Here is a 21,728-nt window from a genome sequence, read left to right on the forward strand (position 1 = left end):
TTCAAAATGCACAATGCGTGGATTATATAAAAATCAAATCAGTCTTACATTTTGTGAGGCTGATTTTTTTTTTTTTTTTTTGACTTGATTTAAAAATGATTTTCATTAAAATTTTGTTAATTTGAATAATTATTAAAACTAAATTAAATGCAAATTCCGGCAGATTCTGTAGACGAGTATATCTCAAAAATTCCTGAAGAAAGACAGGAGATTTTCAAAAGAGTATTTGATGCAATTAATGATAACTTACCAAAAGGTTTTAAGCAAGGAATGAATTATGGGATGATCGGATGGGCAATTCCACTGGAGACGTATCCGGCGGGATATCATTGTACACCGGAAAGTCCGCTTCCGTTTATGGCATTGGCTTCGCAGAAAAATTTCATTGCTTTTTATCACATGGGAATGTATGCAAATCCGGAATTGTTAGACTGGTTTGTGACAGAATATCCAAAGCATTCAAAAAGGAAATTAGACATGGGAAAATCGTGCGTCCGTTTCAAGAAAATGGATGATATTCCGCTGGAATTATTGGCTGAGGTGAGCAAAAAAATGACTGTACAAGATTGGATTAACTGTTATGAGAATAGTCTTAAAAAATAATGTGCTTCTAAGAATTTTCGCAGTTGTTTTTATTTTAAATTTAATAATTGGCTGTAAAAATTCTGCAGTTTCAGGATTAAAAAATGGAGATTTATTATTCGTTACGGCAAAAGAAACCGGACTTTCGGGCGCTATCAATAATGTGACTCAAAAACAGAAAAATGCTTCTTTCGATCATATCGGAATTTTACAAAAAGATAAAAACGGAACTTTCGTTTTACATGCTGCACCCAAAGGTGGTTCACAGAAACAAAAAGTTGAAAATTTTCTGAAAGATCATGCGAATGACGGACAGAAAGTTATTGTTTACCGTTTAAAACCTGAATATCAGAATTCAATTCCTAATGCGATTTCAAAAGCTGAATCAATGACTGGAAAACCTTACAATTTCAATTATATTTTAGATGAAAATTCCTATTACTGTTCAGATTTTATCGAAAGGGCTTTCAGAAAAGATCAAATTTTCAAATTAGAACCGATGACTTTCATTGATCCGAAAATAGGGAAAACTAATGAATTCTGGGAACAATTTTATGCAAAGAAAAACCTCAAAGTTCCTGAAGGAGAATTGGGTTGTAATCCAAACGGATTAGCTGCTTCCGACAAGCTGGAAAGAATTAAAGAAATGAAATAAATATTCATATCACTTGAAGCGGGCTTTTAGTCCGTTTTTTTTGCAATAAACTCAGGCATTGTACCGAAAATTTCAGCTTATTTAAAAATTTTCAAATAAAACTAAAAATTATTACTCTACTAATTTGGTGGACTAATAATTTTTTATATTTTTGTCAAAGATTTAACGCACAGAGCAATGAATATTAGTATTTAACCCAAACAGAAGTTTTGTTATGATAACACCAAATCCAAACCTGCAGGTTTTACAAAACAACATCAGCCTGCCAAAAAAAGAATTGATACTGGAAATAGAATTAAATGGAAAAATGAAGTTTGAAAGCTTAATGAATACCATTTATATGCAGTTTGGAATTTGCCACAAAGTGTTATCAGCAAACGTTGAATACATGAACGGACGTAGTTTCGGGTCGGTTCAGTTATATATAAATATAAGTTCAGAGGATTTTGAGCAATTGGAATTTTATCTGAATAAAAATAAACTTTTGAGTACAACTGTAGAATATATCTGCAGAAAATACACATAGGTGAGGTTCATATAGTTTTAATTACAAAGGATGTCTGATTTAGGCATCCTTTTTTCATTATGTGTGGAAAAAAGACTTATTTTTAATAAAATTTAAACTATGATAATCTTACTTATTGTTATTGCACTTGTTGTGATCTTTTTATTGTATGGCGTTTCCATTTATAACAGATTGGTGAAACTTAGAAATCTCGTTCAGGAAGCTTGGAGCAGCATTGATGTTATGCTTAAAAAACGTCATGATTTAATTCCGAATTTGGTGGAAACAGTAAAAGGATATGCAACCCACGAACGTGAAACATTGGAAAATGTAACAAAAGCAAGAAATCTTGCTGTCGGAGCCAATTCTGTTGAAACTAAAGAAGCAGCAGAAAAAAATCTGAATCAGGCAATGATGAATTTATTTGCAGTGGCAGAACAGTATCCTGATTTGAAAGCGAATGCAAATTTCCAACAACTACAATCGGAACTGACTTCCATTGAAAATGACATTGAAAAATCCAGAAGATATTACAACGGAACCGTTCGTGAAAACAATACGTTGGTAGAATATTTCCCAAGCAACATTATCGCTAATATGTATAAATTCGAGAAATCGCCGTTCTTCGAATTGGAAAATGTTGCAGAAAGAGAAGTTCCAACTGTTAAATTTTAAAAAATGAAAAAGTGTTTATTGCTTTTTTGTCTTTTATTTTTTGTTTTCGGTTTTTCTCAGTCAGATTCGAGTTACACAGATAATAATTCGGAAAGAATTATTTCTTTTCATTCCGATATTGATGTTAATAAAAACTCAGGAATTACCGTTACAGAAAAAATAAAAGTTCACAGTCTTGGAAACGAGATTAAGAGAGGAATTTACCGTGCGCTGCTGCTTACAAGAAATCTTAATAACAAAAAGCAAAGGGTAGCGTATGATATTATTTCCATTAAAAAAGATGGCGCTGATGAGAATTATCATACCAAAATCGATGGTGATTTTCTAGAAATCTATCTTGGAAATGAAGATGTAATTCTTGATCCCGGCGATTATAATTACGAAATTAAATATGCAACAAAAAACCAAATCGGGTTCTTTAATAAATATGACGAACTGTATTGGAATGTTAATGGTAATAACTGGAATTTTGCCGTAGATTCTATTTCCGCTACGGTTACTCTTCCCGCCGGTGCTGATATTCTCCAAAATTCTTGTTATACAGGAGTTTCCGGCAGTACTGAAAAGAATTGTTCTTCTAAAGTTTTATCGGATAATTCTATAGAATGGAGCGTCTCAAATCTTCGGGCAAACGAAAATTTAACGATAGCTGTAGGTTTCAAAAAAGGAATTATGATTCCGCCACCGCCACCGAGTTTCATAGAGAAATTCGGAATTTTAATTGTAGCATCCATCATTTTCATCGGATTATTACTGTACTACTATCAGACTTGGAGGAAATATGGTGTAGATCCTGAAACTCCGGTTGTTTATCCGCAGTTTAATGTTCCTGATAATCTTTCTCCCGCTTCTTTGGGCTATATTAAAAGAGAAAGTTTTAAAAATAATCTCGTTACGGCAGCATTAGTCAATCTTGCTGTAAAAGGATATGTGAAAATAGTGGAAGGTGAAGATTCTGGAATTTTAGGTTTTTTCAGTTCTAAAGTTTTTACTGTTCAGAAATTAAAAGAACCGGATCAGCTTTTGCCAAAAGAGGAGATTAACCTGATGAATACTTTGTTAGGAAGTGCATCTTCTGTGAAATTTGATGGGAAATACAGCGAAAAAATTAAAAATGCAGTAAGTGATTTTAAATCTGCTCTCGAATTTCAGCACAATACATTATTGAATGAAGGGAACAACAGAAAGAAACTTCTGCTTCCGTTTTTCTTGATCACCATCCTTTATATTGTTGGATTAGTTTTAAGCTATATGATCTATCCTGAACCAGAAAAGGTGGTGATCGGTGGTTTTCTGTATATTGTACTTTTTGTGGCATTCATCATATTTACGTTTGTAGCCAAGAAGCTTTCGTGGCTTTTTATTCCGTTTCCGGTTATTGTTTTTATTGTATTGAGCGGAATGATAACGATTGGTCATGATGTGACGGAAGATATTAATTTCAGCATTTGTTATATTTTCATTGCGTTGGCTTTTATATCATTGATAATTTATCAGTTCTTAATTAAAAGACCAAGTGAAGAAAAATTAAGGAAAATATCTTTAATCGACGGCTTCAAAATGTATATGGGAGCGGCAGAAAATGAACAGATTAAGTTTCATAATCCCCCTCAAATGACACCGAAGGTTTTCGAAACATTGCTTCCTTTTGCAATGGTTTTGGGAGTTGATGCCATTTGGGGTGAAAAATTTGAACAGATCATGAAACAAATGGCAATGGAATACAACAATAATTGGTATTACGGTTCATCAATCAATCAGTTTGCTTTTGCGAGTGCTTTAAATTCAAGTCTTACCAATTCAATTCAAACATCTTCAACACAACCATCAAGTTCAAGCAGTGGCTCGGGTTCAGGTGGTGGTGGATTCTCCGGCGGAGGTGGCGGAGGTGGCGGAGGCGGAGGCTGGTAAAATAGTATATATGAGAAATATTATACAAGTCTTTGCTCTTTTCTTCTGTTTTATTGTCTTTGCACAGGAACCAGTTATGGATTTGCCTGTTATAGAAAATGTTGCTGATGAAAATCAAACAAATATTCAGGGTGAAAGGATTATTTCTTTTCACTCCGATATTACTATTGCCGAAAATGCAGATGTTACCGTCACAGAAACTATTAAGGTTTTTGCCAATGGAAATGCAATCAAAAGAGGGATTTTTCGTGCATTGCCAATGGTAAGAAATATTAACGGTGGAAAAGAAAAAATTTCCTACAATATTATTTCTGTTGAAAGAGATAGAATAAAAGAACCTTATCACGAAGAAATCAAAAACGGAATTTTTACAGTTTATATCGGAGATAAAGATGCTTATCTTTCACCAGGTATTTATACTTACAAAATTGTGTATAAAACGCAGGATCAGATTGGTAAGTTTAAAGGTTACGATGAATTTTACTGGAATGTAAACGGAACAGATTGGACGTTTCCTGTAGAAAGTATCCAAGCGACAATTCATTTGCCAAAGAATGCAGATATTATTCAAAACTCCTGTTATACGGGTGTTCATGGAAGTAAAGAACGAAATTGTAATAGCGAAAAACTATCTTCAACGGAAATTACTTTTAAGGCTGATCATTTAAATGCGTATGAAAATCTAACGATTGCGGTCGGATTTAAAGCCGGAGTTTTAAAAGAACCTTCAGTTTTTTCGAAATGGATGAAAAGAAACTGGCCAAGTCTTTCTTTGGTGATGATGAGTTTTTACCTGATATTTTTCTATTATAATAACTGGAGAAAATATGGAAAAGATCCTGAAAAACCTGTTGTAATTCCTCAATTTAATGCGCCGAATAATCTTTCGCCTGCATCGATTGGATATATCGACAAAGGTAAATTTGATGCAAGTTTGGTGACGGCAAATCTTGTGGATCTTTCCATTAAAGGTTATGTGGAAATTGAAGAAGTGAAAAATACAAAGGAATCTTTTCTATCAAGAATATTCGATTTGACAAAATTAAGCTCAAGCAATAATACTGTACAGGATGATGAAAAATTGCTTTTGGAAAAACTTTTTGGAAAACAAAAGAAAATTTCTGTAAACGGAACTTATAATTCCAAAATTAAAAATGCAGTTAACAATTTTGAAAAATTTATTACGAAAGAAAATAAGATTTTTGTTGAAAAAATTTCCAATAAAAACATTGTTTATAAAGCTTTGAAATTAATTCTTCTGATCTTTTTTTCGGCAATTATTATAAATTCTATTGTTACTTTGAGCTATAAAGCCCTGGCAATGTCGGTTATCTTTACTCTATTTGCCGGTCTCTTCATTGCTTTATTGGTCTTTATTTGGGAAGACGGAAGCAAAGTTATATTTTTTGTTGTACTCTTTTTCTCGTCGGTATTTATGTTGCCTTTGTTTTTCATGGCCTTTGCAGAAACAGACGAAATAACTTCTTTTGAATCAAACTGTTTTAAGTTTTTGATTTTTTCAACGATTTCATTGTTGATTTTTAGATATTTTATAAGCAGATCAAGCGAAGAAAAAGTTAAAATGCAATCTGAGATTGAAGGTTTCAAAATGTATTTAAGTGTTGCTGAAGAAAATCAGTTAAAATTCCATAATCCGCCGGAGATGACTTCTGCGGTATATGAGAAATTTCTTCCGTATGCAATCGTATTCGGAGTTGACGGAATCTGGGGCAAAAGATTCAGGGATAAATTGCAGGAAACGATAGATTCTGCTGAGCCCTACGTATATGTTCCGAATTATTTTGATAACAGTTTTGCCAATTCTTTTACCAATACGTTGAATGAAACTACAGTAGTTCCTGCGAGTAGCTTTTCTTCATCATCATCGGAATCTTCATCAAGTAGTAGTTCATCATCTTATTCTGGTGGATCAGATTCCAGCGGTTCTTCCGGCGGAGGATCATCCGGAGATGGCGGCGGTGGCGGCGGCGGTGGCGGTTGGTAACCGTGACTCAATAAAAAATAAAAAGCGTTCAAAATTAATTGAACGCTTTTTTATGTGTTAAGATTTACAGTAAGTTATGATACGAATTTCTAACTTCTAAAATCTAATTTCTCGTACTAAATTCTTTCAATATCAGCACCGATTGCTTTCAGTCTTCCGTCAATATTTTCGTAACCTCTGTCGATCTGTTCGATATTGTGAATAATTGATTTTCCTTCTGCAGAAAGAGCTGCAATTAAAAGTGCATTTCCGGCTCTGATATCAGGTGAAACCATTGTTGTTCCTCTTAGCGGAGCTTCCTGATTTAATCCGATAACGGTTGCTCTGTGTGGATCACACAAGATGATCTGTGCGCCCATATCGATCAATTTATCTACGAAGAATAATCTTGATTCAAACATTTTCTGATGAATTAAAAGACTTCCTTTTGCCTGAGTTGCCACCACTAAAATAATAGATAACAAATCCGGGGTAAATCCTGGCCAGGGCGCATCGGAAATGGTTAAAATAGATCCGTCAATAAATTTCTGAATGGTATAATTTTCCTGAGCCGGAATGAAAATATCATCATTACTCTGTTCAAGCTGAATTCCTAATTTTCTGAATGTATTGGGAATAACACCCAATTGGTTCCAGTTTACATTTTTAATGGTAATTTCAGATTTTGTCATCGCCGCAAGACCAATCCAAGATCCGATTTCTACCATGTCCGGAAGCATTGTATGTTCAGTTCCGTGAAGATGAGAAACACCTTCGATGGTTAATAAATTTGAACCGATTCCCGTAATATTAGCTCCCATTCTGTTCAGCATTTTACACAATTGCTGAAGATAAGGTTCGCAAGCTGCGTTATAAATTCTTGTTTTTCCTTTTGCTAAAGCGGCAGCCATTACGATGTTAGCTGTTCCTGTTACAGAAGCTTCTTCCAATAAAATAAATTTACCGTTAAGTTCTTTAGCTTTTAACGAATAAAAGAATTCTTCCTCATCATAATGAAATTCGGCACCTAATTCTACCAATCCTTGAAAGTGAGTGTCTAATCTTCTTCTTCCGATTTTGTCACCACCCGGAGTCGGCATATAGGCTTCACCGTATCTTGCCAACATTGGTCCCATCAACATGATTGAACCTCTCAGTTTGGCACCGTCCTTTTTGAATTCGTTTGATTTTATATAATCAAAATTAACTTTATCAGCTTTGAAAGTATAATCTCCGTGTCCGTTCTTAGTTACTTTTACACCGAAGTCCCCTAAAATTTCAATTAATCGATTAACATCGTGGATATCCGGAATATTTTTAATTCTAACGTCTTCGTCAGTTAATAATACGGCACAAAGGATTTGTAGAGCTTCATTTTTTGCTCCTTGTGGAGTTATTTCACCTTGCAGTCTTTTCCCTCCTCTTATCTGAAATGTTCCACTCATGTCTACTTTCTGTTTTTGTTATTATGATTATTGTTGCTGTTGCTATTATTGTTGTGCCTTCTTTTATTTAACGGATTGTTGTTATTTCGGTTGTTGCTATTCCTGTTATTATTGTTGCTGTTATTTCGGTTGTTATTATTAGTTGGGTAATAGATTTTACTTTTTTCAAGTGATTCAATTCCTGTAAGATCAAGTCTGTTTTCCGAAAGCTCCTTCAAATGACGAAAAATCACATCATCCGTTACGTGTTCCTTATTATATACATTATAAGATTTCTTCATGTTGTTGGCAATTACTTCGATCAGGGCTTCTTTTTCGTCGCCTTGTTCCAGTTCGATTGCTTTTTCAATTAATTGAAGAATACTTTTCCCGTAGAATTTAAAATCACCCTGAAGTTTAGGATATTCCATTCTCTTAGGTTTTTCTTCAAGCTCTTCTTTAGTCGGGAAAGGGTAGGGAGAATCTACATCCAATTCATGATTGGCTAAAATATATAGATGATCCCAAAGTTTATGTTTATAATTTTCTTCGTCTCTTAGCTGAGGGTTTCTTTGACCCATAAAATCAATGATTGCCATTGCCATTTCGTTTCTTTCTTCTTTCGTAGAAAGCTCCTTGCAACGCTCAACCAACTGTTGTATAATTCTGCCGTATTCAGGCAAATGAAGCTGAGTTTTTTGGGTATTGTATTCCATAGTCTGCAAATATATGCAATAATGGAAAAATTGTACCGAAAATCTTTAAAGTTTATGATTTTTTAATGAAAAATGAAATAATATTTTGGTAAGTTTTGCAATCGATGATTTTCAGTTATGTTGATTTTTTTTAAACTAAGAAATCACCGTAATAAATTTACCATCAATTAAATATCAATGAATTTTTTTCTCTGATGAGGTGTCGGTAAATAACATTTCTGATTTGCCAGTTTCATTCTGTTTTTTGAAATAATATCGTACACAGAATCACTCAGAAATTTAGGAATAAGTTTGCCGATCTGGGAAATTTTATAAATTCCTCCAAGTAAATTGGCGATCTGTAAAACGGCACTGGATTTCACATAATAATATTGCTGAGGTTTCCAAAGATACATGGTATTAAAAACAGTTGTTTCCAAACCTCTTTCAGATAAAAATTTCTGACCAAACTCCGACTGAAGAGAAGCAAACATGAACTGATCTTTTTTATCTCTTTCCAAAATCCACTGCACCCAAAAATTGCAGACTCCGCAATCTCCGTCAAAAAAAACAATCTGTTTGTTCTGCCAATTCTCCTGCATGATTTTATTTTTAAAAAACATTTTTCCGTATGGTCTCTTCTTTCTCTCTTTTGAAATAATCAATTAATATTTTTCTTTGCTCATCGGTCAGTTTCGCTTCCTGATGTCCTAAAAAATAGGAGTCTAAAGGCATTTCCCTTTTCTCAACCATTTCAATACATTCTTCGAGTTTATGAAGTTGTTGTTTGGGTTGATATACAGCAAAGGTAGAAAAATTGAGATGCTTTCTACCATCATTAATATGACTTTTCAGAAACCATGAAGCCGGAGCAATATTGGCATACCAAGGGTATCTGGTTTCATTGGAATGACAGTCGTAGCATGAAGAATTAATCAATGTTGCAATTTCAGGAGGGGTGTTTTTTATCCTTAAAAAATCCATTCCCGGCGTGGGTGCAGGATTCGTTTTGTCAATGGGGAAAAACTGAATGATGATAAAAGCGACAAGAAGAATGACTAATATTTTTTTCATATCCGAAATTTCATGTTTTCTGAATAGATAAAGTTAATTAAATTTTTCATACATAAAAAGTTAATATTTGTGAATCTCTAGAACTGTATTGAATAATTCTAAATATGTATAGTTGTCAATATTTTTTAATTAATTTAAGATAAAATTTAATTGTTTTAATTGCAGTATTATTATTTTTAGATAAATGTTTTGTAAAAAATGTGGTATGTCTTTATTATAGTTTTTAACTATTGTAAAAATATTTTTGATAGATTGTATTTATTTAATAACAATTGTAGATTTGGCTTTCAATACAGATTCAAACTATAAAATCAACATAAAAAATTAAACAATATGGAAAATAGTTCAGGTGACATCAGTAAATGTCCTTTTCACAACGAAACAATGAAAAAAGAAAATGTAGCAGGTGGTGGTACAAAAAATCTGGATTGGTGGCCAGATCAGCTGAGAGTGGATATTCTTCGTCAGCATTCCGATCTTTCAAATCCAATGGATAAAGATTTTAATTATGCCGAAGAGTTTAAAAGTCTCGATCTGGAAGCTGTAAAACAGGATCTTCGTGCATTGATGACCGATTCTCAGGATTGGTGGCCGGCAGATTTCGGGCATTATGGTCCTTTGTTCATCCGTATGGCTTGGCACAGCGCAGGAACCTATCGGGTCGGCGACGGAAGAGGTGGAGCCGGAGCGGGACAGCAGCGTTTTGCACCGTTAAACAGTTGGCCTGATAACGTTAGTTTAGATAAAGCGAGAAGGCTTCTTTGGCCGATTAAGCAAAAATATGGTAGAAAAATTTCCTGGGCAGATCTTTTGATTTTGACGGGAAATATAGCATTAGAATCCATGGGATTAAAGCCGTTTGGTTACGCCGGAGGTCGTGAAGATGTGTGGGAACCGGATATGGATGTATATTGGGGTGCGGAAAAAACATGGTTAGGAGGAGATTTACGATATGGACACGGTTCGGATGGTGTAGAAGAAAGTCGTGGTGTTCTCCCAACAGATGATGATGCAGATGGAGATATACATTCGAGAGACCTGGAAAAACCATTGGCAGCGGTGCAAATGGGATTGATTTATGTAAATCCTGAAGGACCGGACGGAAATCCTGATCCCATCGCAGCAGCAAAAGATATTCGTGATACTTTCGGAAGAATGGCTATGAATGACGAAGAAACAGTTGCACTAATTGCCGGAGGACACACATTTGGAAAAACTCATGGAGCAGGACCTGCCGATCATGTAGGAAAAGAACCGGAAGCTGCAGGGATCGAGGCACAGGGATTTGGATGGAATAGTACTTATAAATCAGGAAAAGGAACAGATGCTATTTCTAGTGGTTTGGAAGTAACCTGGACGGAAACTCCGACCGAATGGAGCAATTCTTTCTTTAAAAACTTATTTGAGAATGAATGGGAATTAACGAAAAGTCCTGCCGGAGCTCATCAATGGGTAGCAAAAAACGGACAGGAAATTATTCCTGATGCTTTTGATTCTTCAAAAAAACACAGACCGACAATGCTTACAACAGATCTTTCGCTAAGATTAGATCCGGTTTACGAAAAAATTTCAAGACATTTTTATGAAAACCCTGATGCTTTTGCTGATGCTTTCTCACGAGCGTGGTACAAACTGACACACAGGGATATGGGACCGAAAGCCCGTTATTTGGGTCCGGATGTTCCTCAGGAAGAATTAATCTGGCAAGACCCAATTCCTGAAGTAGATCATGTTTTGATTAATAATTCTGATATTGAAGATTTAAAATCAAGAATTTTAGATTCCGGATTAAGTATTTCAGAATTGGTTTCAACAGCTTGGGCATCGGCTTCTACGTTCAGAGGAAGTGATAAGAGAGGAGGAGCTAACGGTGCGAGAATACGTCTGGCTCCACAAAGATACTGGGCGGTGAATAATCCAACACAGCTTCAAAAAGTTTTAAACGTATTAGAAAATATTCAGAAAGATTTTAATGAAAATCAGACTGGTGGTAAAAAAGTTTCGCTGGCAGATTTAATTGTATTGGCGGGAAGTGCAGCAGTAGAAAAAGCAGCTAAAAATGCTGGATATACGGTCATTGTACCATTTGCTCCGGGAAGAATGGATGCTTCTCAGGAGCAAACTGATGTAGAATCTACAGGGTATCTTGAGCCTGCAGCCGACGGATTCAGAAATTATCTGAAGAAAAAATATTCCGTTTCTACAGAATCTTTATTGATTGATAAAGCGCAATTATTGACCCTTACCGCTCCAGAATTAACTGTTTTAATTGGAGGGATGAGAGCGTTAGGAACTAATTTCGATGGTTCAAAACATGGTGTTTTTACTCAAAATACAGAAGTTCTTACCAATGATTTCTTCGTAAATCTTTTAGATATGAGCACACAATGGAAAGCTGCTTCCAATGATCAGGAATTGTATGAAGGGGTAGACAGAAAAACAGGCGAGAAAAAATGGACTGCAACCCGTGCGGATCTTGTTTTTGGTTCAAATTCTGAACTTAGAGCCATTGCAGAAGTATATGGAAGTTCAGATGCAAAAGAGAAATTCATAAATGATTTTGTTTCTGCTTGGGTAAAAGTAATGAATCTGGATCGATTTGATTTAGTTTAATTTTTATCATAAATAATATAAGGAAAAGGCAGTCGTTATGACTGTCTTTTTGTTTTTTGTGATTTATATATGGAAAAAAATTCTAGATGATATTTATTGCTAAGTGATTAAAATAAAAAAAACCATCCTAAAAAAGGATGGTTTTCGTAGACCCACAGGGATTCGAACCCCGAATGACGGTACCAAAAACCGGAGTGTTACCGTTACACTATAGGTCTGTATTTTTTGGTGATGCAAATCTATAAAATTTTCTTTATTAAAAAAATCAATTTTAAAAAAAATGAGAAAATTTCCCTTTGAGAATCCTGATTGTATTGATATACAAAGCATTAATTTTTCTAAAAAGTGTTTCTCAAAAGGGTAACTTTCTATTTATAAATAATAAAACCTTATCTTTGCAAAAAATTGGGCTCCAAAAGTTGGAGAAACCCATTAATAATTATTTTATTAAACATTTTTATGTCGAATATTGTCGCAATCGTTGGGCGCCCCAACGTAGGAAAATCCACACTTTTTAATCGTTTACTTGAAAGAAGAGAAGCTATCGTAGATTCTACGGCAGGTGTTACCAGAGACCGTCATTACGGAAAATCTGACTGGAATGGAGTAGATTTTACGGTAATTGATACAGGTGGTTACGATGTAAATAATGATGATGTTTTCCAGGGAGAAATTTCTAAGCAGGTTCAGTTGGCTATCGATGAAGCTACATCAATCATTTTTATGTTAAATGTGGAAGAAGGTCTTACCGATACGGATTACGAAATCCACGAAATGTTAAGAAGATCAAACAAACCTACTTATATTGTCATCAACAAAGTAGATTCTGCTAAAGAAGAAGTAGATGCTACCGAATTCTATCAGTTAGGAATTGATAAATATTACACTCTTTCTTCGGCTACAGGATCTGGAACGGGAGAAATTTTGGATGATATCGTAAAAGATTTTCCAACTACAGATTATAAAGACCCTTTCGAAGGATTGCCGAAAATTACGATTGCAGGTCGTCCGAATGTAGGGAAATCTACACTAACGAATGCTTTGCTTGATGCTGAAAGAAATATTGTAACAGATGTTGCAGGAACGACAAGAGACAGTATTCAAACGCTTTACAACAAATTCGGACACGAGTTTGTGTTAGTAGATACTGCGGGAATGAGAAGAAAATCTAAAGTAAATGAAGATTTGGAATTCTATTCTGTAATGCGTTCTATCCGTTCTATTGAATATTCTGATGTTGTCATTATCATGGTAGATGCAACGTTAGGATGGGAATCTCAGGACATGAATATCTTCGGTCTGGCTCAGAAAAACAGAAAAGGGATCGTGATTATTATCAACAAATGGGATCTTATTGAAGATAAACAAACCAATACCATCAGAGATTTCGAAAAATCAATCAGAGATAAAATCGGTCAGTTCAGTGATATTCCAATTTTGTTTGTTTCGGCTTTAACGAAGCAGAGAATTTTGAAGGCTGTTGAAATGGCAATGCTTGTTTATGAAGATCGTAAAAAGAAGATTAAAACTTCAAAACTAAACGAAATCATGTTGCCGATTTTCGAAAGAACACCACCACCGGCAAACAAAGGTAAATTCATTAAAATCAAATATTGTGTACAGCTTCCAACGCCGTCACCACAGTTTGTATTCTTCTGCAACTTACCGCAATACGTAAAAGAACCTTACAAAAGATTTACTGAAAACCAATTGAGAAAAGAATTCGGATTTACCGGAGTTCCTATCGAAGTATATTTCAGACAAAAATAAATTACAGTCCCTTTTAGATTTTCTAAGAGGGATTTTTAGTCTTACTTAAATTTTATATCTTTAATAAAAAGTTCTCTCAAATAATGAATACAATAGTTTTATCTGAACAGTTTTCGCTTATAAATTCATGGATCAATGAACTGAGGAATATTGAAATCCAGCATGACCGAATGAGATTCCGTAGAAATATGGAAAGAATCGGGGAAATTGCGGCATTCGAAATAAGTAAAAGTTTAGAACATAAAGAAATTGAAATTCAGACACCTTTAGATGCTATTAAGGTAAAGGAAATTGCTGTTCAACCTGTTATTACGACTATTTTAAGAGCGGGAGTTCCTTTATTTGAGGGAATTTTAAATTATTTTGATAAAGCAGATTGTGGTTTTGTTGCGGCTTACAGAAAACATGATGCCAACGATTATTTTTCTATCAAACAGGATTATTTAACGTGTCCGAATATCGACGGAAGACCATTAATTGTTGCAGATCCGATGCTGGCAACCGGAGCGTCTTTAATTGAAGCGATCAAAGATTTATTAACCAATGGAACTCCGACTCAGCTTCATGTCGTGGCAGCAATTGCATCCAGACAAGGTGTTGAAACTATCGAAAAAGCGTATCCGGATGCAAAAATATGGGTAGGAGCAATCGATGAAAATTTAACCGCAAAAGGCTACATCACACCAGGTTTAGGCGATGCTGGAGATCTAAGCTACGGTGAGAAACTTCAGAGATAATCTAAGAGAGATTCCAGAAATCTTTCATCAGATTCAATAATGAATTGGGTCGTACTTTATCCATTGGGTGCTTTGTATCTGGAAGTACGGCCAATTTTGCGTTTGGCAGATTCCTGTAAACGTCTATGCTTTCCTCAAGTGTAACCATATTGTCTTTATCACCAACCATAATCTGTAACGGAAAATTAATCGTTGTCAATTGATCTTTAAGCGGCGGATTTTTACCTAAAGAAATCATCATTTCAGCAATCGCAGGAAGAAGTTGCTTCCATTTTTCACCATGTTGCTTTTCTAGCAATTCTGCATACTTTGGAACTTTTTCAGCAATCATATCGGGATTCAGTATCTTACTTTCTCTCAAGGCTTGCTCTTCTGTCCAATCGAATTTTGTTCCCAAAGTCATAATGGAATTTAAATTTTCAGGATTTTCCAAAGCATAACAAAGTGCAACGTAGCCGCCCATGCTGTGTCCAAAAATATAAATATCATTCAGGTTTTCTTTAGCAATAAACTCTTTTAATTCCTGCGTATATTTTTCAATGGTGATTCTGTTTTCCGGAAGTTCTGTGTTTCCGTGTCCTGAAAATAAAGGCGCATGAACTTTGAAATATTGAGAAAGTTCATTTTTGAAAGGTTCAAAAATTTCGCTGTGACCTAAAGCTCCGTGCAGTAAAATAAGATTTGGCATTTTTATTAGTTTATGTGAAAATTAAGAAAAAGAATTGAAAGTTTTAGGATGAAACTGCAAATTAAAAATTCTACAGAATTCATTTATTCATCCATCGCCATTACCAAAACACTCACTGTATTTTTTCCTGCATTCAGAATTTCCCAGGCAACCGAAGCAATCGTATTTCCTGTCGTAAAAACATCATCAATCAGTAAAATATGTTTCCCTGAAATATTTTTATTAATAGAAAACGTATTTTTTGTTTCCAAACGGTGCTGTTTATCCTTCAGAGCTTGAGCCTTAGAATAATGGTTTCTCTTAATCAATTCATGATCAAAAGGAATATTGTAAAATTCGGACAAAGTTTCCGTAAATAAGTGCAATTGATTGTAACCTCTTTCTTTTAATTTCTTCGGATGAAGCGGAATCGTTACCAATAAATCGGGTTTGTCATTTTCAAAATTCAATCGTTCAACTGTCCATTCTGCAACAGTTTTTCCAACTTTTTCTCTGCTTTTGTATTTCAGCTCGTGAATGATTTTCCGGCTTAAACATTCTTTTTCAAATTGCATCAAAGCAAAAGTATTTTCGACAGGAAAAAGCAGTTTACATTTCTCTTTAATGTAATTGTCATCAAAATAATTGAAATGCGTAAAATGGATTTGTTCAAAACAAAGATTGCAGACCAACAAGTCGCCATCTATAATTCGGCTGCATTGAATGCAACGATTCGGAAAGAAAATATCTAAAATCATTTGTGTGTTTATTTTGCTAATATAATAACTTTTACACTTTGTAATTCTAACTTTTATGTTTTATTTTTGAGTAAATATTTGAAGGAGATGGGTTTGATTTTTGAAAAACAAATAATGGTAAGGGAAGATTATATCGACGGAAATAATCATGTAAATAATGTTCAGTATGTAAAATGGGTAGAAGAAATTGCCGGGGAACATTGGGATTCTGTAAAAGACAAATTAGGTTTTCCTAATGACATCTGGATGCTTCTTGATCATCATATTCAATATAAAAAGCAAGTGTATTTAGGTGATATTATTACTGTAAAAACGTATCCTAAAACTCCGGAAGGAATTCGCCAGCCGAGAAAAGTAGAGTTTTATTGCAATGATAAGTTGGTTGTTGATTCTTTAACGCTTTGGGTTTTTATTGATAAAGAAACACAGAAAATTAAAAGATTGAATAATGATTGGCTTAATCAACTGTAAATTATTCACTCAAAATTTTTACAATTGTATCCAATTTAGTTTCATCAACAGTTCCAGTGATTTCCTTTATATTTCCATTTTTGTCAATAATAAACGTCATAGAATTTCTTAAAAGTGAAAAGTAAGATTTTAACTCTTCACTGGAATTTGTAATATGTTGAAAATTAAATTCCTGTGTTGAGATAAATTTATCAACCTTTTCTTTATTGTCATAAGTGATTGCAATGAAATTGGCTTTATTACCTAAACTTTCTTTTAATTTATTTAAATACGGAAGTTCTTTAATGCAAGGTTCACAAGTCGTCGACCAAAAATTAATCAGCGTCATTTTTCCTTTTAAAGCATTGGGACTAAAATTTTTTCCATCCTGATCTTTGTAGTTCTCAATAGGAAAATGTTTGCCGATTTTGTTTTCAAGGTCAGGAAAAGTCCAGAATTTTTTTTGTTGAGCAACTAATGAGAAGCTGATGATCATTAAAAATAGGGTTATTGTTTTCATAATGAATGAACGAATCATTTTAATTATTATTTCAGGAAATGAATTTTGTTGTCCTGAAAGAAAATAAACGAAACAAACCAAATTCCTTATCTTTGCAATATGATACGTATTACAAAAATTTTTACATTCGAGACGGCGCACGTGCTGTACAACTACGATGGAAAATGTAAAAATATGCACGGACATTCCTATAAACTGTTTGTAACTGTAAAAGGGAAGCCTGTAAATGATTTGGAAAACCCGAAAAACGGGATGGTGGTGGATTTTGGAGATATCAAAAGTATCGTAAAATCTGAAATTGTAGATGTTTGGGATCATTCGGTTTTGATCAACGGACTTTCGCCTCACAGAGAATTGGGAGAAGGTTTAGAAAATCAAGGTCATAAAGTGATTTATTGCACATTTCAGCCAACCTGTGAAAATATGTTATATGCCATTGCGGCAAAAGTAAAATCAAAACTTCCTGAAGGAATTTCTTTGGCTTATCTTAAACTTCATGAGACTGAAAACTCTTATGGAGAATGGTTTGCAGAAGATAATCAATAATTTACAAAAAGTCGGAAAGTGCTAAAGACAACCATCAATTTAGAGCCTGGAAAAAAAGTATATTTTGCTTCGGATCAGCATTTTGGTGCGCCTACTCCAAAGGAAAGCAAAGTGCGTGAAGAACGGTTTATTCGTTGGATGGATGAAATAAAAAACGATGCTCAGGTTTTGTTTTTGATGGGTGATTTGTTTGATTTCTGGCACGAATGGAAACACGTAATTCCCAAAGGATATGTGCGGGTTTTTGGGAAAATTGCAGAATTAAAAGACCGTGGAATTCACGTCTATTTTTTTGTAGGAAATCATGATCTCTGGATGAAAGACTATCTGGAAGAAGAAATAGGATGTACGGTTTTTTACAAAAAACAATATTTCGAGATGGGCGGAAAACAGTTTTTATTGGCTCATGGTGACGGTTTGGGACCAGGCGATAAAGGCTATAAAAGAATGAAAAAAGTCTTTACCAATCCTGTTGCGCAGTGGTTTTTTAAATGGATTCATCCGGATGTTGCCATGAAAATTGCGTTGTACATGTCTCGGAAAAATAAAATGATTTCGGGAGATGAGGACAAAGAATTTTTAGGTGAAGACAAAGAATTTCTGATTATTTATTCAAAAGAAAAGCTCAAAACGCAGAAGATTGACTATTTTATTTATGGTCATCGTCACCTTCCAATGGTATTGGATTTGGAACAAAATGCCAAATATGTGAATCTTGGAGATTGGATTTCCTATTTTACATACGGTATTTTTGAGCATGATTTTGAATTGAAAACTTTTGGAGAAAACACAAAAAAAATTACCTCATAAGAGGTAATCTCCGAATGAATCGAAATTCATTCTTGTTTTTAATCCATATTCCGAAGATTTTACTGCAAACATTTGACCACAAATTTATTTTTAAATTAAAAAAATATTAAAATAACTTATTTTGATTGTTATCCTACTTTAAAATGAGGTAACATGATGTAAAATATTTTTTTTAGAAATGGAAAATATATTCGATATACTTACAGAAGACGATTTTCTGGATGCGTCATTAAAAACATTCCATTATCAATATAATAACGTAGAGATCTACAGAAAGTTTGTAGATTATCTCAAAATCAATCCGGATCAGGTGAAAGAATTGTCAGGAATTCCGTTTTTGCCGATTGAAATGTTTAAAAATCATAAGATTTTAAACGAAAATGCAACAGCTGATCTGTTTTTTCAAAGCTCAGGAACAACGCAGATGAATTTGTCAAAGCATTTTATTGCAGATACCGATATTTATGAAGAAAGTATTTACAAAAGTTTTGAGAAATTTATCGGTAAGCCTGAAGATTTTATATTTCTGGGACTTTTGCCAAGTTATCTTGAAAAGCAAAATTCTTCGTTAATATATATGGTAGATTATTTGATGAAAAAATCTGCCAAACCTGAAAACGGATATTTTCTTTACAATCATTCAGATTTATTTGCATTGTTGAATACCTTGAAAGATAAAAAAGTAATTCTTTTCGGAGTTTCTTTTGCCCTGCTTGATTTTTTGGATACATTGGAATCTCTTAATTTCTCAATTTCTGAATCGCTTAATTTAACAGTCATTGAAACCGGTGGCATGAAGGGCAGAAAAGAAGAAATGACGAAAGATGAATTGCTGAAAATTTTACAGAAAGGTTTTAAAACAGATAAGATTTATTCAGAATATTCCATGACGGAATTGCTTTCTCAGGCTTATTCTTTAGGAGAGAATATATATCAATGTCCGAATTGGATGAAAGTGATGGTGAGAAATGTAGAAGATCCTTTCAGTTATGAAAAAGAGGGTAGAACCGGAGCAATTAATATTATTGATTTGGCTAATATTCATTCGTGTTCATTTATTGCAACGCAGGATTTAGGGAAAATTACAGGAGATCAATTTCAGGTCTTGGGGAGAATTGATCATTCTGATATCCGGGGATGTAGTTTGTTGGTTTCATAGTTTGTATAAAGTTTATGAAGTTAAAAATAGAAGAGTTAGTTCATGCATTTATCTATTCTCAATGTAATTTTGAGAAAGAAATTGTGTTGACGAATCATTTTCAGGCAGATTGGGAAGCAGATATATTAATTGTAGATGCAGACGGTTTCAGCCATGAAATTGAAATTAAGCTGTCGAAAAGTGATTTTAAGAATGATTTTAAAAAATCTTATACCAATTCGAATACAGGCGAAAAATTTTTAAAGCACGAGAAAATTTCCTGTGGAGATTACGTTTGTAACGCCTTCAGTTTTCTCTTGCCGATGGGAATGATTGATCATTCATCAATTCCTGAACATTGCGGAATTATTGAGTTTTATCATAATGTAGATTCCTGGGAAACCGAATTTTATATCATCCGAAAACCAAAACGAGTACACGAAGATTCTTATTGGAAATTAAATGACAAAGATCTTTTTCTCCGAAAAATGGCAATGAATTTATTGTATCGTAAAATGGAAATTAAAGGAAAACATGAAGAACTGATCTTTAAAAATCCTTTTGATATTAAGAAAATAAAATAAAAATCCTGTCTGGCCAGACAGGATTTGTTTTGATATATCTTGAGATTATTATTTTGCCGTTTCCGGCTTCTCAATCAATAAATTATAAGTGAAAGCCGCTGCAATTCCGCCTAAGACAGGAGCTACAAAGAAAAGCCAGAGTTGTTCAAGAGCTGCTTCGCCTGCAAATATTGCCGGCCCGAAACTTCTTGCAGGATTTACAGAGATTCCGGTTACTTTAATTCCTACAATGTGTATTAATACTAAGGAAAAACCGATTGCTATACCCGCAAATCCACCGTTGATATTTTTTGTAGACGTTGATCCTAAAATCACCATCAAAAAGATAAAAGTAAAAATAAATTCTGCTACAAATGCTGCCATTGTGTTGTATTGATCCAGATAACCTGTTCCCCAACCGTTGGAACCCAATGCCCAAGGTTTCATTTCTGCGCCGGGATGATTTATAAAAATAATATAGAGGATGCCCGCACCGATAACCGCACCAAGCATCTGCGCAATAATATAACGGAATGCTTCATCCATTTTCATTCTGCCTGCCGCAACCATGGCAATCGAAATTGCAGGATTGATATGACAGCCGGAAATGTGACCAATAGCATAAGCCATTGCTACAACACTTAAGCCGAAAGCAAAAGAAATCCCGAGAAGTCCGACTCCCGTAGTTCCGTCTGCACCGGCAATGACTGCGCTGCCGCAGCCCATTAAAACAAGTACCATAGTACCAAGCATTTCTGCAATAAATTTTGAAGTTTTTGAGATCATCATTGTTATGTATTTTGAGATTAGAAAGCTAATTTATAATTTAAATATGAAATTACAGGTGTTTAAATTTAAAATATGATAATTTTATTGATGATTAATTAGGAATTTAATAATACTTTGTTGTGTTTTTTAATTAAATTTTTTCGTGTATATTTGAGTTATAGTTGATTTTTATAACACAGAGGATGATTTTTACTTTAATAATTTAAATATCTTCAATGAAAAAGTTTTTGTGTTTGATATTGGCGTCTTTCAGTTATGGTGCTTATTATTCTCAGGCAGCAAAAAAAACAGTACCGTGCTACGATCTTACACAGGTTTTAAGAGTGGAACCTACATTCTTATACAAACCGCATCTGGATGCTTCCAAAAGTTTCGGGGTAAAATTGCTCAACGATACAAAAACGGTTCAGAAATACATCAGTAACGGGAAATTTCATAAAATAAAAAAGACGGGAAAAGGATACCAGGTTCAAAAGCTTGATTACAGCCGAGCTTGGATGGTTTCAAAGGGAAAATCGATGATTGAAAAAATGGGTTCCCGTTTCAGCAAAGAGACCAAAGGGAATAGTTTTACAGTATCATCTATTACCAGAACGCTGGAAGATCAGTGTAGATTAAGAAAAGTTAATTCTAATGCTTCACTGGGTATAAGTTCGCATAATTACGGTAATTCTTTTGATATTTCTTATGTCCGTTTTAATGGTGTTTTAAAGAGCAATCCTAAAATGGAGGCCGCTTTGGAGAAGGTTTTAAAATATTACTATAATGCGGGACGTATTTATTATATTAAAGAAAGACAGCAAAGCTGTTACCACATTACGGTTAGAAATTATTAACGATTTTCAATTATTTGTGAGATACT

General features: G+C 34.1%; 23 protein-coding genes and 1 tRNA gene. 15 read left to right on the plus strand and 9 right to left on the minus strand.

Annotated elements, in window-relative coordinates; all coding sequences use genetic code 11:
* Positions 1-147 precede the first annotated feature (147 nt).
* The 6 genes from ASG22_RS11350 to ASG22_RS11375 all read left to right on the plus strand — a co-directional run bounded on the left by ASG22_RS11350 (position 148) and on the right by ASG22_RS11375 (position 6,333).
* Entirely contained in the window at positions 148-603 is a 456-nt protein-coding gene (locus ASG22_RS11350; protein ID WP_055984307.1) for a DUF1801 domain-containing protein, read from the plus strand.
* Positions 581-1,237, plus strand: a complete 657-nt coding sequence (locus tag ASG22_RS11355; RefSeq protein ID WP_082505001.1) for a YiiX/YebB-like N1pC/P60 family cysteine hydrolase — start codon at positions 581-583, stop codon at positions 1,235-1,237. The genes ASG22_RS11350 and ASG22_RS11355 overlap by 23 nt, the downstream gene beginning before the upstream one ends.
* 214 nt (positions 1,238-1,451) lie before the next feature.
* Positions 1,452-1,763 (plus strand): NIL domain-containing protein, encoded by a 312-nt coding sequence (locus ASG22_RS11360; protein WP_055984311.1) that lies wholly within the window; start codon positions 1,452-1,454, stop codon positions 1,761-1,763.
* A gap of 99 nt (positions 1,764-1,862) precedes the next feature.
* Positions 1,863-2,417, plus strand: a complete 555-nt coding sequence (locus tag ASG22_RS11365; protein WP_055984314.1) for a LemA family protein — start codon at positions 1,863-1,865, stop codon at positions 2,415-2,417.
* 3 nt (positions 2,418-2,420) lie between these two features.
* On the plus strand, positions 2,421-4,328 hold the full coding sequence (locus tag ASG22_RS11370) for a DUF2207 domain-containing protein (protein WP_055984316.1): 1,908 nt from the start codon (positions 2,421-2,423) through the stop codon (positions 4,326-4,328).
* Positions 4,258-6,333, plus strand: coding sequence for a DUF2207 domain-containing protein (locus ASG22_RS11375; RefSeq protein ID WP_131726189.1), 2,076 nt, complete (start codon positions 4,258-4,260; stop codon positions 6,331-6,333). The genes ASG22_RS11370 and ASG22_RS11375 overlap by 71 nt, the downstream gene beginning before the upstream one ends.
* 116 nt (positions 6,334-6,449) lie before the next feature.
* Here the strand turns inward: ASG22_RS11375 and murA are convergent, their stop codons facing one another.
* The 4 genes from murA to ASG22_RS11395 all read right to left on the minus strand — a co-directional run bounded on the left by murA (position 6,450) and on the right by ASG22_RS11395 (position 9,505).
* Positions 6,450-7,757 carry a UDP-N-acetylglucosamine 1-carboxyvinyltransferase gene (gene murA / locus ASG22_RS11380; protein WP_055984322.1) on the minus strand — a complete coding sequence of 436 codons (1,308 nt, stop codon included), beginning with the start codon at positions 7,755-7,757 and terminating at the stop codon, positions 6,450-6,452.
* A 2-nt stretch (positions 7,758-7,759) separates the two neighbouring features.
* Entirely contained in the window at positions 7,760-8,452 is a 693-nt protein-coding gene (locus ASG22_RS11385; RefSeq protein WP_055984326.1) for a DUF4290 domain-containing protein, read from the minus strand.
* Positions 8,453-8,619: 167 nt separating this feature from the next.
* Positions 8,620-9,033 (minus strand): thiol-disulfide oxidoreductase DCC family protein, encoded by a 414-nt coding sequence (locus ASG22_RS11390; RefSeq protein ID WP_055986781.1) that lies wholly within the window; start codon positions 9,031-9,033, stop codon positions 8,620-8,622.
* A 10-nt stretch (positions 9,034-9,043) separates the two neighbouring features.
* On the minus strand, positions 9,044-9,505 hold the full coding sequence (locus tag ASG22_RS11395) for a heme-binding domain-containing protein (RefSeq protein ID WP_055984329.1): 462 nt from the start codon (positions 9,503-9,505) through the stop codon (positions 9,044-9,046).
* Positions 9,506-9,838: 333 nt separating this feature from the next.
* Between ASG22_RS11395 and katG the strand changes: the two genes are divergently transcribed.
* Positions 9,839-12,118 (plus strand): catalase/peroxidase HPI, encoded by a 2,280-nt coding sequence (gene katG, locus ASG22_RS11400; RefSeq protein WP_055984332.1) that lies wholly within the window; start codon positions 9,839-9,841, stop codon positions 12,116-12,118.
* A gap of 147 nt (positions 12,119-12,265) precedes the next feature.
* Here katG and ASG22_RS11405 read toward each other — a convergent pair.
* Positions 12,266-12,336, minus strand: a tRNA-Gln gene (locus ASG22_RS11405).
* 241 nt (positions 12,337-12,577) lie between these two features.
* Here ASG22_RS11405 and der point away from each other — a divergent pair.
* Positions 12,578-13,888, plus strand: a complete 1,311-nt coding sequence (gene der / locus ASG22_RS11410; RefSeq protein ID WP_055984336.1) for a ribosome biogenesis GTPase Der — start codon at positions 12,578-12,580, stop codon at positions 13,886-13,888.
* An 83-nt stretch (positions 13,889-13,971) separates the two neighbouring features.
* Positions 13,972-14,625 carry a uracil phosphoribosyltransferase gene (gene upp, locus ASG22_RS11415; RefSeq protein WP_055984339.1) on the plus strand — a complete coding sequence of 218 codons (654 nt, stop codon included), beginning with the start codon at positions 13,972-13,974 and terminating at the stop codon, positions 14,623-14,625.
* A 1-nt stretch (position 14,626) separates the two neighbouring features.
* Here upp and ASG22_RS11420 read toward each other — a convergent pair whose 3' ends face one another.
* Both ASG22_RS11420 and ASG22_RS11425 read right to left on the minus strand, forming a co-directional pair.
* Positions 14,627-15,313, minus strand: a complete 687-nt coding sequence (locus tag ASG22_RS11420; RefSeq protein ID WP_055984342.1) for an alpha/beta fold hydrolase — start codon at positions 15,311-15,313, stop codon at positions 14,627-14,629.
* 83 nt (positions 15,314-15,396) lie between these two features.
* A complete protein-coding gene (locus tag ASG22_RS11425; RefSeq protein WP_055984345.1) occupies positions 15,397-16,050 on the minus strand; it encodes a ComF family protein in 654 nt (217 codons plus the stop codon).
* An 87-nt stretch (positions 16,051-16,137) separates the two neighbouring features.
* Here ASG22_RS11425 and ASG22_RS11430 point away from each other — a divergent pair, with 87 nt between their 5' ends.
* Positions 16,138-16,521, plus strand: a complete 384-nt coding sequence (locus ASG22_RS11430; protein WP_055984348.1) for an acyl-CoA thioesterase — start codon at positions 16,138-16,140, stop codon at positions 16,519-16,521.
* Between the two features lies 1 nt (position 16,522).
* Here the strand turns inward: ASG22_RS11430 and ASG22_RS11435 are convergent, their stop codons facing one another.
* Complete coding sequence (locus ASG22_RS11435) at positions 16,523-17,020, minus strand: peroxiredoxin family protein (RefSeq protein ID WP_157844717.1); 498 nt, start codon at positions 17,018-17,020, stop codon at positions 16,523-16,525.
* 99 nt (positions 17,021-17,119) lie between these two features.
* Here ASG22_RS11435 and ASG22_RS11440 point away from each other — a divergent pair, with 99 nt between their 5' ends.
* From ASG22_RS11440 to ASG22_RS11455, 4 genes are all read left to right on the plus strand, one after another.
* Positions 17,120-17,566 (plus strand): 6-pyruvoyl trahydropterin synthase family protein, encoded by a 447-nt coding sequence (locus ASG22_RS11440; protein WP_055984354.1) that lies wholly within the window; start codon positions 17,120-17,122, stop codon positions 17,564-17,566.
* 18 nt (positions 17,567-17,584) lie between these two features.
* Positions 17,585-18,376: a UDP-2,3-diacylglucosamine diphosphatase gene (locus tag ASG22_RS11445; RefSeq protein WP_055984357.1), complete on the plus strand. Its 792-nt coding sequence runs from the start codon at positions 17,585-17,587 to the stop codon at positions 18,374-18,376.
* Between the two features lie 178 nt (positions 18,377-18,554).
* Complete coding sequence (locus tag ASG22_RS11450; RefSeq protein WP_055984359.1) at positions 18,555-19,535, plus strand: acyltransferase; 981 nt, start codon at positions 18,555-18,557, stop codon at positions 19,533-19,535.
* 14 nt (positions 19,536-19,549) lie between these two features.
* Complete coding sequence (locus ASG22_RS11455; RefSeq protein ID WP_055984362.1) at positions 19,550-20,098, plus strand: hypothetical protein; 549 nt, start codon at positions 19,550-19,552, stop codon at positions 20,096-20,098.
* A gap of 48 nt (positions 20,099-20,146) precedes the next feature.
* Here ASG22_RS11455 and aqpZ read toward each other — a convergent pair whose 3' ends face one another.
* Complete coding sequence (gene aqpZ / locus ASG22_RS11460; RefSeq protein ID WP_055984365.1) at positions 20,147-20,866, minus strand: aquaporin Z; 720 nt, start codon at positions 20,864-20,866, stop codon at positions 20,147-20,149.
* Positions 20,867-21,081: 215 nt separating this feature from the next.
* Here aqpZ and ASG22_RS11465 point away from each other — a divergent pair, with 215 nt between their 5' ends.
* The gene (locus ASG22_RS11465; protein WP_055984368.1) at positions 21,082-21,702 is read left to right on the plus strand and encodes a DUF5715 family protein; all 621 of its coding nucleotides are present in this window, start codon (positions 21,082-21,084) and stop codon (positions 21,700-21,702) included.
* The last annotated feature ends 26 nt before the right edge of the window (positions 21,703-21,728 follow it).

Origin of the sequence: Chryseobacterium sp. Leaf405 (genome assembly GCF_001425355.1) — a bacterium.
In the GTDB taxonomy this organism is placed as follows: domain Bacteria; phylum Bacteroidota; class Bacteroidia; order Flavobacteriales; family Weeksellaceae; genus Chryseobacterium.